Origin of the sequence: Oscillibacter sp. CU971 (assembly GCF_905219725.1) — a bacterium.
Lineage (GTDB): Bacteria > Bacillota > Clostridia > Oscillospirales > Oscillospiraceae > Oscillibacter.
This window is the reverse complement of record NZ_CAJMXG010000072.1, coordinates 1-13428: the sequence shown is the minus strand read 5'-3', so window position 1 is coordinate 13428 and position 13428 is coordinate 1. Positions and strand designations below refer to the sequence as shown.

6 protein-coding genes and 1 pseudogene are annotated in these 13428 nt (G+C 62.0%); 1 reads left to right on the top strand and 6 read right to left on the bottom strand.

Annotation, left to right across the window (positions count from 1 at the left end):
- The 6 genes and pseudogenes from JX325_RS07045 to JX325_RS07020 form a co-directional block, all read right to left on the bottom strand.
- Positions 1–403 (bottom strand): hypothetical protein (locus JX325_RS07045; protein WP_204790444.1); only part of this gene is annotated, 403 nt, incomplete at its 3' end.
- Positions 404–524: 121 nt separating this feature from the next.
- Positions 525–1217, bottom strand: a complete 693-nt coding sequence (locus JX325_RS07040; protein WP_204790443.1) for a flagellar brake protein — start codon at positions 1215–1217, stop codon at positions 525–527.
- A gap of 14 nt (positions 1218–1231) precedes the next feature.
- Positions 1232–5374, bottom strand: a pseudogene (locus JX325_RS18435) (Ig-like domain-containing protein).
- A gap of 79 nt (positions 5375–5453) precedes the next feature.
- Positions 5454–10526: an S-layer homology domain-containing protein gene (locus JX325_RS07030; RefSeq protein WP_204790442.1), complete on the bottom strand. Its 5073-nt coding sequence runs from the start codon at positions 10524–10526 to the stop codon at positions 5454–5456.
- Between the two features lie 22 nt (positions 10527–10548).
- Positions 10549–11145 carry a PilZ domain-containing protein gene (locus JX325_RS07025; RefSeq protein ID WP_204790441.1) on the bottom strand — a complete coding sequence of 199 codons (597 nt, stop codon included), beginning with the start codon at positions 11143–11145 and terminating at the stop codon, positions 10549–10551.
- The gene (locus tag JX325_RS07020) at positions 11142–11477 is read right to left on the bottom strand and encodes an EscU/YscU/HrcU family type III secretion system export apparatus switch protein (protein ID WP_204790440.1); all 336 of its coding nucleotides are present in this window, start codon (positions 11475–11477) and stop codon (positions 11142–11144) included. Before JX325_RS07020 ends, JX325_RS07025 begins: the two co-directional genes overlap by 4 nt.
- A gap of 1515 nt (positions 11478–12992) precedes the next feature.
- Here JX325_RS07020 and JX325_RS07015 point away from each other — a divergent pair.
- The coding region (locus tag JX325_RS07015) for an Hpt domain-containing protein (RefSeq protein WP_204790439.1) at positions 12993–13428 on the top strand (436 nt) is incomplete at its 3' end.

The window sequence follows — 13428 nt, the reverse complement described above, 5'->3', positions numbered from 1 at the left end:
CCTCCGCTGAAACCGGGGGACGGAGGGGACGGAAGGCGGAGCCCTCCGCCGAAACCGGGGGATGGAGAGGGCGGAAGGCGGAGCCCTCCGCCTCCCGCCGGAGGGAGGCCAGGCGGGCCGTCAGGGCCCCGTAGCTGTCAAAGCGCCAGACGCTCCGGGCGAAGAGGGCGGCCAGCACTACGCTTGTGCCCTGGTAAGCGACGGCGGGACGCCAGTAGAGGAGATACCCCCGGTCCCGCTTCAAAAAGCCCAGGACGGCTTGCTGGGGGACGCAGCCCTCCGGCATCCGGCAGTCGGGGAATTCATAGCTCCGGCCCTGGTCCCCTAGATCGTCGATGCGGCTCCGAAGAGCCTCCCGGACCTCCGGCCCGCAGGAGCAGAATTGGGAAAAGGTGACGCGCATGAAAAAGCCCTCCTTTTCCTGGTATGATTTCCAGATTGAGGAAATTTTAAAAGGGCGGAAGACAAAAAGGCCATGGATGACGAAACTCATCCATGGCCTTTTTGGATGCGGAACCGGACGTTCACTCCTCCCGCCGGGCCCGGAGGACCTTCCGCTGGAGGGTGAAGATGACCTGGAGCAGCCGCTCCTGTTCACGAGGCGGAACCTCTATAAACTGACAGCCATACTCAAACTTCTTCATGGGGCTGGCGGTCTGGGCCCGGACGGAGGTCCGCCTGACCTTGCAGGTGAGGGTGAAGGGCTCCTCCGTTGGAAGAAAGCTGGCCTCCAGCTGGAAGGTAGCCTCCAGCTGGAAGAGCTTTGTGGTCAGAACCCGGGCGCCTCCGGCGCTGATGTCCAGGACCTTGCAGGGAAATTTCTCCCCGGTGACGGAACGGACCTGGCCGTCCACACCGGCATTCAGGCGGAANAAGTTGCGGTTCTCGCTGCTTTGAAGGGACTGAAGCCGTTCGATGCGCCAGAATTTGGGGCCGTTGGGGCCCACGGAGCCGTTCAGCGTGAGGGTGTCCCCGTCCCGCTGGAAGCAGCGGAGCTTTACCCGCTGGTTGTAGAGTCCCCGGGGGAGAAAGCCTCCGGTTTCCCCCAAAACGTCCACCTGGTTTCCCTGAAGGAGCCGAAGCCTGCCCACAAAAATCAGGGTGTTGGCGGGGGTCATCACCTCCACCTTCATGCCGTTGTAGAGGTCCGGGAAATCCTCCGACAGGGTGACGGGGGCGGGCTCTTCTTTTTTAAAAAGGGATTTGAAAAAAGCCATGGCGATCCTCCTTGTCAGCGGGTCAGAACCCGGTGCAGGATAACGGCCATCTCCGCCCGGCTGATGGCCGCGCCGGGGTTAAGGCGGGAAGCGCTGTTTCCCCGGACCGCTCCCATCTGGACCAGAGCGGCCACGGAGGGCCGGGCGAAGGCGGAAACCTGGTAGCCGTCGGCGTAGGAGGAGAGAAGACCGGCGTCGGCGGCGGGCAGAGACTGCCCCGCGGCCTCCAGGGCCCGGCAGATCATGGTCATGGCGCTCTNGCGGGTNATGGGCCGGTCCGGCTGGAAGCGGCCGTTGTTGCCCTGGACGATGCCCAGGTCCCTGNCGGCGGCCACGGCCCCGGCGTAGGTGCTGTTTGCGGGCACGTCGGGGAAGCCGNAGGAGCCGCCGGTGGAGAACTGGAAGGCCCGGCAGACCATCAGGGTGAACTCTCCNCNGNTNATGGNCTNCCCGGGGCGGTAGGTGTTGTTGCTGTNCCCTGTGGTGATGCCGCTGNAGCGNAGGAACTCAATGGAGGGCTTCGCCCAGTCCCAGCCGCCGGCGGTGTCGGCGAAGGTGGCGGCGCAGTAGCCGTTGGAGAGCTGGAGCTCCACCGTGCTGGAGTGGGTGCCGCCCTGGGTGTCTACGGCGGTATAGGGGATGGTCAGGGTTCCCTGANACTCCGCCTTGGGCAGGTAGGAAATCTGGCTGAGCTGCTGGGAGCTGTAATGGGTGGCGGTGTTGACGCCNGTGCCCGTCNGGGCGGGGCTGCTGTAATTCTGATAGAGGTGTCCCGTGTAGGGCAGGGAGTTGAACTGGACATAGGAAAGCTGGGTCCCCAGGGCCGCCTGGCAGGCGCTTTGGAAGTCCGCGGCCCGGAAGGAAATGGGGTGGGCGGAGCTGCCGGTGTAGCGGATCAGGGAGCCGGTGGAAGTGGAGCCGGCAATGGTGATCTCCACGGTGCCGTTGAAGGAATCCCCCCGGGTGCTGTAGCCGGTGAAGCCGAAGGTGACGGTGCCGGAGATGGAGGACGCGGCGAAGCTCACGTCGCCCAGCAGGCGGCTATTGTTGGAATAGTAGTACCCGGTGGAGCTGCCGACGGTGTTCCCGGTGCGGCTGGCGCTGTTGTACTGGTGGTAGAGCGTGCCGTACTGGGAGGAGGGAAGGTCGAAACGGACGTAGTTCAGCGTGTCTCCGGTGGCGCTGCGGCAGGCGCTGTTGAAGTCCGAGGCGTTGAAACGGACGAAGCCGTTGGCCGCGGCGTTGTAGGAGACGATTTGGCTGCCGCCTCCGCCCACGGAGATGGTGACGGTACCGTTGAAGCGGACGCTGTCTGCGTCATAGCCGGTAAAGGGGATGGAAACGGTGCCCGTGTAGCCCGAGGCGGGGACAAAGGTGAGATTGGAAATGGAGGGGGAGCTGCTGCGGTAGTAGTCCGTGCCGGTGGATGCCCGGTAGCTGGAGGAGCTGTGGTAATTATAGTACAGGATTCCCGCGCTGGAGGAGGGCAGGCTGGTAAAGCGGATGTGGTCCAGGGTCCGGCCGGTGATGTCCTGCCCGGCGTCGTTGAAGTCCCCGGCGGCGAAGGTGACGGCCTGGCCCTTGGGGGTGTTGTAGTGCACGGTTCCCGCNCCGTCGTCCACANGGAGGNTGAGATCGCCGGAGAAGGTGGCCCCGGTGGTGCTGGTGCCGGTGAAGGGGATGGTGACGGTGCCTCTGTAATTGGAGGCGGGCACAAAGGTGATGCTGGAGATCCGGGGCGTGGAGTTCCGGTAGTAGTTTTGGTTCGTGGCAACCTTCCTGCTGGAACTGCTGTTGTAGTTCAGGTAGAGGGTCCCGGTGCTGGAGGAGGGCAGGCTGGTGAAGCGGATGTAGTTCAGCGTCCCCCCGGCGGCCCTCTGGCAGGCGTCGTTGAAGTCGCTGCCGTTCAGGCTCCGGCGCTGGTTCCGGCCAATGGAGTACTCCACATTGCTGCTGCCCTCTCCATTGGCCCCGTAGACCCGGATGCGGACCGTGCCGCTGTAGGACGCGCCGGAGCTGTCGGTGCAGCGGTAGGGAATGTCCACGTCCCCCACGTAGCCCTTGGCCGGGACGAAGGTGATGTCGTCCAGGAAGGGACGGCTGGAGGCATAATACCGGGTGTTGCTGTCCACCTTGGGAGAGTACTCGCCGGTGGGGCTGTAGTTATAGTAGAGAACGCCCCGGCTGGAGGAGGGCAGGCCGAAGGTGACGTACCTGATGGACCGGCCGGTGCGGCCCTTGCAGACGGCGGAGAAATGCTCCGCGGAGAAGGAAACGGGCTGGTCTACGGTGGTGGAGTAGCTCACGTCCCCGGTGGCTGTGGCCTCAATGCGGATGGTTCCGGTGAAAGTGGTTCCGTTGGTGGAGATGGCGTTGTAGTCTACCACGGCGGTGCCGTCAAAGCCCGGCAGGGGGACGAAGGTCACGTCCCGCAGGGCCATCTGGCCCTGGCCGGTGGGCTGGTAGTAGTAGCGCTCCGTGCCGCCCACGCCGTGGCCCGGGGTCTCGGGGGCGGCGTACTTGTAATAGAGCACGCCGTTTTCCGTGGAGACCTTCAGGTTATAGACATTGTCCAGGGGGCCGCCGGCCTTTTCCTGGGAGCGGCTGTTCAGCTGGCTCAGCAGGCCGGAGAAGGAGTAGGAGGGCTCGGAACCCATGTTGACCGTAATGGCCTGGGCCACGTCCTCGGAGACGTNGACTTTGAAGNTGGCGCTGTAGCTGGTTCCGGCTACAGCGGCCTTGATGACCGCGCCGGTACCGGGGTAGTTGCCGGTGACCCGGCCGCTGATGACCTGGGCCACGGAGNTGNTGGAGCTTTCCCNANTGATGGNTTTGTATTTGGCGTTTCCATAAGCGTCGGGTATGACGCTGATGTCCCGATACTGATAGATATCCACCACGCTGCTTTCGGAGAGCTTCACGGTTTCGCCTTTGCCGCCGGAAGTGGATTTTTTGACGTAGCTCAGCAGGAGGCCGGAGACCTCAATCTCCCGGACGGCGGTGGGGCCGTCGGACCCTCCTGCCTGGGCGCGGATGACGGCGGGGCCGGGAGAGACGCCCTTGACGGTGCCGTCTTGAGAGACGGTGGCCACAGAGGTGTCACTGGAGGTCCAGGTGATGGTCTTGTCTTCCTCAAGCGCGTCGGAGGGGGTGACGGTGGCCTTGAGCTGGAAGGTTTTGCCCGGGTCCACAAATTTAAAGTCATTGGTGCCGGGGCTGGTGATGGCCACATTGGTGACCTTGGGCGGCCGGGCCTCCACAATGGAAACGACGCAGAAGGCGGTGGCCCGGGGGTCCGCGGCGGCGACGGCGGTGATGGTGACGGTCCGCCCCACAGGGGCGTTCGGGGACACGGTGACTTTACCGTTTGTATTGACCTGGACTAAGGCGTCGTTTTCAGATCTCCAGGTGACATACTGATTTGTAGAGCCCGTCACCTCCGAGGCTAACGTGGCGCTTTCACCCGGGGCGAGGCTGAGAGAGGTCCGATCCAGAGTCAGGCTGATGCTGGAGGAGGGAGGCGTTACGGAGGAGGCGGTTACCGTAAGGGTACAGGTATCGGATTTTGAGGTGTCCGCATCGGATGTCGCACGGATGGTAACCGTCCCGGCGGGCGTGTTGGAAGGTACGGAAACAAAGCCGCTGCTTACGGTGACAGGAGAGGAGCTGGGGGAGACGGACCATGTGACGGACTGGTCTGCGCCGTTGGGCTGAACAGAAGCAGACAAATTGGTTNAGCCTCCGGCGGCAACACTGGCTGTTGGGGGGGTTACGGTCACCCCGGTGACGGCGGGGGGAGTCGATGTGGAGTCGGGTACGTCGACCGTGCAGGATGCCTGGACACCGGAGCCACCCTGTNCCCGGACGGTGATGGTAGNCGATCNCGGNGCNATGGAGGTAATAANTCCGGTACTGCTGACAGTTGCAACCGGTTGATTNTCGCTGCTCCACTCCAGCGTCTGGTTCGTTGCGTCTTGGGGTTGAATGGTTGCGGAAAGCTGATATGTTTGACCAATAGCAGAAAAGTGATAATCGGCTACGTCCAAGCTAATGGAACTGACGGGGGTATCCGCCGCGGCCGGGATGGCCAGCAGGGAGCACGCCAGCGTCAAGGCCAGCAGCAGCGCTCCGGCCCGGCGGAGAATACGGGATTTCATAAAGCATACACTCCTTTTCCAAAAAGCGAAAAAGAGGGCGGGCTGTGATGCCCGCCCTCAGGGGGCTGTGGTGCTGTTTTTAATTCGTGGTAGCGTCCCAGCCTTCTGTGGCGATGATAAACATAGGCCGCCAGAAGCCGTTTTTGTCCTGCGCTACGTCAAGGCGGATGGTTAAGCCCGCCTGGCCGTAGTTGGCGTTTTCATGGGCAAGGTACTTGTCAAATTCGATGTACGCGCCCAGCTTGGCGTTTGTAACCGTGAAGGACAGGGTGCTGCACTTCGGCAGAGTGGAGCCCGGGNGATAAGCGCTGAGATCTTTGATTTGCGGTACGTGCTTGATGCTGGGACTTATGGACTTGAAGGTGAGGGAGCTGGCGTAGTAGCCCTCATACACGAGCAGGTTTGCAGGGGATGTGTCGANAACCTGCATGAGTTCATTGCCATTGTAGGCGTAGTAGATTGGGTTGTCAAAGGCAATGGAGAGAGGTCCGCTGACGCCTTGGTTAAGCGCTGCCAGAGCATCTTCCCTGGTTGCGTAGGCCTCCGACTCGAAGCTGATGGCGTTAACCATGGGATGCTTCTCGTTGGGATTGGTCAAGTACCGTGCNGCGGTAAAGNCATAGNNGGNGCCGTCTCNCNGNCCGCAGGCGACAAACCAATATTTTCCGCTGGCGTTGCTCAGCTCCTTGGTGCAGTCCACTTTCTGCTGCCAGGAAGGTGTCCGCAATTGCAGACCGCTGCCCTGCCCAATGCCGACTTTGATGATATTGGTGCCGTCGGTTTGGGCGGTGTTGAACCAGCCGCCCAGCATTTCCTGAGTGGAGGGGCTGCAGAAGAGGTCGAACACTGTGCCGTAGTTTTCGTCGTTGTAGACGAATTGGGTGGCCATGGCTTCCAGGAAGCTGTATCCGATGTACTTGGTTCTCGCCTCCGCGATCCGGCCGGGGGAAATGTTCATTGCTTCGGCATAGGTGGGATCCCAGTGGTCGGCCATCATGCCGTTCAGCGGATCGCCGATTTTTAGATCGTTGATAACCAGGTAGTTAACATCCGCATCCTTTTTCACGCCCGTTGCGCCGGAAACGGATTTGGGCACCGCCAGGGAACTGACCGAGGCGGAGGGGTTGCTCAGCGTGGCCTGGNGGACGGGACGTGAGACCTTGCNGGTCTCGAAGCGGNAGGCATAGACGGCGGAGGTGGAGTCCTGGGATTCACCCTCCAGAACGAAGTAGACGATGTAGGGGGTGAGGGGCTCCAGTTTGTTTAGAACTTGGAGGTTTACCATCTTGCCGGGATAGGGGTCGTTGCCATGGATCAGGCTGTCGTCGGGGTTGGTAATGGCAAGGCTGACCGGGGCGGAGACATTGGGCTCCGTGATGCCATAGCCGCTCTCCGGCAGCTTCTCCCAGCTGGGCCGGTCACCCAGGCCGATGTGGGTGCCGTCGGTCAAGGTGGTGGAGATTTCCCCGGCCTCGGCAATCACGTAATAGTAATGACTGGGAGTGCGGCTGAGCAGGAAGTTGATGGTGACTCCCGTATCGCTGGGAATGATGGTAGGTGTGTCGCTGATGAACGTGGGGGGCTTTGTGTCCTGGAAGGTGTGCTCCAGGGGCCACTTCTTGGAGGGCGTTCCGATTTCGTCCACCCGGTCGTTGGACNGCTGGNGGTTGTCGTAGACCGTGGGCGTCAGGGATTTCTCAATCAACGCGGTCATGGAGCTCTCATCCTTGGCCACTACCAAGACGTCCATTTTGACGGTTCCGGTGAAGTTTTCCCGTTTGTCAACACCATTCAGGCTCTTGACGACAATNCCGTANTCCTGGTTTTCCGTTACGGCTCTCAGGGCCTGCAGCGGGTAGACCTGGGTGGTCTGACCTCCCTGCTTCCAGATGGTGTGGGCAAGGCTCAGGCCTACCTCGGGATTTCGGGGCGTGACGTTGAAAAGCGTGTCTGCAAGGATCTTTTCCCACGTTCCGCTGGCGGTTTTGCGGTAGAGGTCGATGGTCATATGGTCCTTGGTCCAGAGAATCATGTCCCAAACGGTTTCCGGTCCGGCGTTGCCGGTGTTCTTGGGCTCCAGGGTGAAGCTCATGTCGAAAACCAGGGGATTTCCGCTGGCGTCAATGGGACCGGTACGGGGGCCCTTTTGGTATTCCAGCTGAGCGTCCACCGTGGTGAAGACGGGGAGCTTATAGCCCTCCGAGGGGGTTTGGACGTTATGTTTCATGCGGTTGTGGGCGTCGGAGTTGTCCNNGATGTCCGAGACAATGAAGAAGTAGGACTGGCCGCTGCCCAGATTGATGGCGCTTGCCCCNTTGTCGTTGTCCTTGCAGGGGAAGGAGATGGTCATTTCCCCTGTGCCGGTGCGGTCCCGGCTGACGGTGGCGAAGCGGTAGTCGATGACCCAGTCGCTGCCGATGGTGGAGGCGTTTTCCGCCGTCCGCTCAGAGACCAGCACCGGCGTGCCCCGGGCGGGCTGGCGATAGAGCTTGATATGCTTGCGCAGGAGGTCGGCGAAAATCTTGGCGTATTCCTCGCTTCCGCCCTGGGCGTTGTTGTAAGCCTCTTCAAAGCTGTCGAAGAAATCCTCGCCGTTTTCGTTCCGGGCGGCCAGGACCACCTCGGAGAAGACCAGGTTCACCGTGGAGGTGGGATAGGGCGTAGGCCGGGTTTCGGGGCTGCCCTCGGGCTCGTTGGTGAACGTTTGCTTGACGGTGGGGGGCTCGTTGTCCAAGGTGTTGATGGTCATGGGAGGCGTCAGTTCCTTGGTATAGACGCAGTAGTTCCCGGCCAGGTCTTTGGCCACGTAGTAAAGGTCATAGGCCGTCTGGGGCTCCAGTCCGCGGATNNCGAAGTTATAGCCAGTTCCGGCCCTGGCGGCCCGGACGGGACCGCCCCGGCGGACGACGTTGCTGCCGGTGCCGTTTTCAATTTGGAGCTGTCCNGCAAGGCCNNGATTNTCTNTGTCAATGCCGCNGCCATAGAAGGCGGCCCCCTGCTTTACCACGGCCCAGTACAGCACGCCGGGCTCATCCAGGGCGAATTCCATCGTCACCTGCCGGGCGGCGATGACCTTGGTGCGCAGGAACTGAATCGTGGGCGGGGTCATGTCCTTTGTAGTAAACGTGACTTTCTTCACGGCGGAGCTTTTCCCGTTGTCCGCGTCGTTGAGCCAGAGATAGAGGTCGTACTGAGTCTGCTCCTGGAGGTGGGAGGTGTTGATCCGGGAGACCAGGAAGGGCGTGTTCTTCTTCAAGTCCACAATGCCGTAGCCCAGGTTCCCCGGCAGGGCTGCGGAGCGGAAGTCCGCCGGCGTGGGAGCCGCGGCGCCCTTGGGCAGAAGGACGTAGTACATCTGGCAGTCCTTATTGGCCATGACCATGATCTGGGCCACCTGCTCGTTGTCCGCGTCCACCGTCAGGATGGGGGTCTGGGGATAGCCGCTGACAAAGTTGGGGGCGGTGTCATCCGGCGTGGTGAAGGCCGCGATCTTCACGGGGCTCCTCCGGCCCCGGGCATCCTCCAGCAGGGCGGAGATGTAGTAAGAGCCCTGCTTTGTCAGGCCCGTCAGCCGGGCGGTGAACTCCGTGTTGGAGGCGGTGGCCTTGAGGGTGCCGCTGCGGAGAATCTTGGGATGGGAGCCGGGGTTCATCAGCTCCTCCTCCCCCAGGGAGCCGTCCATCAAGGCGNTGATANCCCAGTGGATGGTGCCGGGTTTATTGGTGCTGAACACCGCGCTGGCGGAGGTGGGGGCGATGTTTTTTGCTTTGGGATAGCCCGCCAGCAGCCGGGGGTCCTCGGAGGATTCGGCGGCGGCAATGTTATCCATGTCTTGGTTATAGACGTTTCCGGTGATGCCGGGCCGGATATAAATGGTATCCGGCAGCATGGTGACATTGGAATCCGGGGCATTGATGTTCAGGTGCCCGATGCTTCCCTTGCCGTCTACGTCGGTGCCCCGGTCCAGGTTCAGCTCCCGGATGGAGGCCCGGTCGTCAATGGTCAGCTTGGCGTCCACGGCCTTTTCGTCCATGGTGATCACGTCGGCCACGCCNTGGGCCAGCTGGAGGGTGGATTCCGGAGTCAGGTTTACCACCCGCTTGATGTTGCCCGCCAGCTGGAAGAGGGAACCCGCGACGCCGTCCAGCCGGATGGTCTGGAAGCCCAGGCCGTCCTCGGTCCGGTCCTCCAAGTAGCCGGGGGTGCGGAGGGNGACCTCTCCAATGTTGGTGAGGCCCTCGGCCTGAATGGAGAGGAACTGCTCCGTCAGGCTGTCCAGTTCCAAGGCGCCCGCGGTGACGTTGCGCAAAAGGACGCTCTGCTTGCCCGCCTCGGCCTCGCCGCCGCCGCAGATGATGATTTTGCCCATGACGTTGACGTTTTCCAGTTCCACGTTTCCCAGGCCTACGCCGCCGGTGAGGTAGAGGTTGCCGGTGACGGTAGTGTCTTTCAATTTCACCCCGGGGGTGGTGATGGTCAGGTTGCCGTACACGCCGCCGGAGGTCTGCTCGCCGGGCTCCTGGACCAGGGTGCCCAGGGCGCGGACCAAAAAGCAGGCCATCTGGCCCCGGGTGATGGGCAGGTTGGGGCGGAAGCTGCCGTCGGCGTAGCCCTGGATGATGCCCAGCTCCGCGGCCTCCTGTACCAGGGGACGGCTCCAGCCGCCGATTTCGTGCATGTCGGTAAAGGTGGAGTTGGCGGCGTTGGGCACGCCCTGGAACCGGAGGCACCGGCCCAGAAAGACGGCGGCCTGCTCCCGGGTCACCAGGGAATAGGGGGAGGCGGTGGAGTCGCTGGTGCCGTTGAAGTAGCCCGCCTGGTGGGCGATGCTGACATCCTCGGCAAACCAGTCGTTGGGATTCACATCGGTAAAGGGGTTGCTGGGGCTGGGCTCCTCATAGCCGAAGGCCCGGTTCACCAGGGTGACGAACTCCGCCCGGGTGATGTTCCGGTCCTCGTGGAGGTTGCCTTGGGAGTCGCCGCGCATGACGCCCCACTCCTGGACCTGCTCCAGATAGGGGGTCATCCACTCCGCCGCCCGGACGGGGCGGACGGCGAGAAAGGCGCAGAGGGTCAGGGCAGTGAGAACCAGGGCCGTCAGACGGACGGACCCTGGNATGCGGGCGCGGTGGGCGCGGGGTGTTTTTGTCATAACTTCTTTCCTCCTCGTTCCGTCAGTCCTGGGCGCCGCGGCTTTGCAGCTGGAGGCTGAACACGGCCTCCCGCACCACGACCTCCTCGTCCTCGCACATGTCCACGAACTTGGTCGCGTACAGAAAACGGTCGTTTTGCAGCTCCTGTTTTCGGAGAATCTCACAGCGCAGGATCACCGGCTCCTCCGTAGGGACGATGACGATCTCCATCTGCTCGTGCAGCTCCAGCTGGCAGTCCGCGTAGAAAGCGATNCCGCCGCAGCTAAGGTCAATGGACTGCACGCTCCGCCGCCCCGTCCAGGAAGAGCCGGGCAGCGGGTAGAGGAAGGTGCTGAACTTCACCGGCACCCGCAGGTTCCGCCGGACCTCCGGGTCCAGGGTGGCGATCTTCTCCAGGAGCACCGCGTCTCCCCGCTGGCGGAGGATGCGGCACTGAATGGGCAGCTCCTCGCTGCTGGAGCTGAAGAGGGTGACCACCTCGTGGGCCATTACGTNGTCCACCTTGTGGTCCTGGATGTTCAGCCGCATGGGAGAGTCTCCCGGCNCCGTGGCCAGCTGGCCGTTGGCCAGGGCGTGGTTCTGGGTGTCCAGAATCAGGTAGGTACGGTNTGCTGTCATGTGGTTTCCTCCGTTTCGCGGGGCGGCGTCCGGCCGCTCTCCTGCTGGGTTTTCACATTTCCGGTGGGGTCGAAGTGGAGGAAGTACACGTAAATCTCCACAATGGCCTGATACAGGCTTTCCGGAATTTCCTGACCCAGCTTCAGCTGGGTCAGGATGGTGGACAGGGAATTGTCCTCATAGATGGGCACGCCGCAGTCGGCGGCGGTCTCCACAATCTTTTCCGCCATATATCCCATGCCGGAGGCCACGATCACCGGCGCGGTNNCCCCCGGGCCGTATTGCAGGGCCACGGCCTTCTTGGCCCTGGNNGTTCCTTCAGATCTTGACATTGATGCTGTTCTTCCCTTCAAAGATTTTGGGGAACACCTCGGTCAGCGTAACCGGGCGGTCCATCCGCCGGACGGCCACCCGGGCGGGCCTGAGGTCGTTCCGGGCCAGTATCTGGGAAACGGCGTCCCCGATCTGCTTGGAGAAGGGGGCCGCCTTGTCCGGGCAGGCGATCTGCACGTCCACGTCCGTCCCCTGGGCGGCGAGGATCACATCGAACAGACCCAGGCCCTGGACATCCATCTTGAACAGGAAACGCATGGTGTTCCTGGCGCCTCCGTCTCCGCCCCGGTTTTGCTCGTCCTCGGCGTTGGGGTCTACCCACAGCTCGGAGAAGAGCATCCTCCCGTCCCACTCCAGTGGGAGGAGGTAGTGGTTGATGGGCATATAGACGCTCTCGTTTACCAGCATGGCGGCAATAAGGTTCTGGAAGGCCTGCTGCACCTCGGCGCTGCCCTCGCCCCGGAAGGCCCGGGCGGCGGCGGAGGCCAGGTGGTTGGAGAACTCNNCGGCCTTGGAATCCCCGCCGCCCCGGTTCTTGAGCAGCAGCAGCAGCGACTGGTCGTCGATGCCCCCCAGCTGGCCCTTCAAGGTGCCGTAGCCGCTGAGCTGGTGAAAGCCCTCCAGCAGCTTTTCCTCGGAGCCGTTTTCATACCGGGCCACGTTCAGCGCCAGCATGGTCAAAAGGGCCCGGGGGGTGCCCATGTCATGGGTCCGCTCCACATAAGAGGACATATAGGGGAAGATCTCCCGCTGGAGAAGCTGGAGGTTTCCCTGCCGGTTTCCCGCGGCGATGCCGTTTTGGAGCTGGGCCGTCAGGTCCCGGAGCTTCTCCGCCCAGCTGGCGGGCATGGCGTCCGCCATGGACTGGAGGTCCCGGAGGAGGTTGCCCTCGATGTGGGTGGTGGAGTCGAAGTCCACGTAGGCTTTCAAAAATTGCAGGATATCCGTCCGCACCCCCTCGGAGGCGGCCCGGGCATAGGCGCTGCGGAGCAGGGCGAAGNGGGCCNCGNCGAAGCNGGTGCCGGTTTTGAANTGGCCCTGGAGAAAGTCCAGAAGCTGGCTCTCGTCCATCCGCAGCATTTCCAGCAGGCGGCCCATCTCCTCCGCGATGCCGGCGCTGAGGCCGGAGGAGACGACGATGCCCCCCCGTCCCNAGAAGATGCGGGAGAGGCTGTCCGCCAGGCTGGGAGTGTCCCGCAGCCGCTGGAGGAAGGTTTGAAAGTTGGAGTCGTAACGGATTCCCCCGTCCCCCTGGAGGTTGCTGTCTTGCTGTTCCGTCCGCNCGTCGGCGCGGACGACCTTGCTGGGATCGGGGACGTTTTGAATTTGAGTATTGTCCGGGGAAACCGAGATATTCCGGTTAACCGTGGTCTTATCATAACCGGGTACCGGGTTGGTGGCGCCGAGCAGTTCGGGCATTCAAGACACCTCACAGAAAAAACTTGCCGCTGCTACTTATTNTTTTAGCGCAACAGGTCGATAGTAATGAAAAAGGCTGATAAGGTGGTGTTTTCGTGAGCAACAATGATATCCTGGATATGTACATCTACGAAACCAATACGCTTCTGGAGCAGCTGGAGAGCATCGTTCTGGACGCGGAAAAGGAAAATACATTCTCTCAGGACAATGTCAACGAGATCTTCCGCATCATGCATACCATCAAGGGCTCCTCCGCCATGATGGAGTTCGATACGCTGGCCCGGGTTTCTCACCGCATCGAGGACATGTTCTTCCTTATTCGGGAGGGCACCATGTCCGTGGTGAAAGATGAGGACCGTCCGGCGCTTTTCGACGTGATGCTCCACTCTGTGGATTATTTCCGGGAGGAAATGGAGAAGGTGGAAGCAGAGCAGCCCCTTAATGAAGATGTCGACAGTTTCCTTGGAAATATTAATAGTTTGATCGCCAAAATTAAGGGGGAAGAAATTCCAGCCGAGCCCGCCCCCAAGG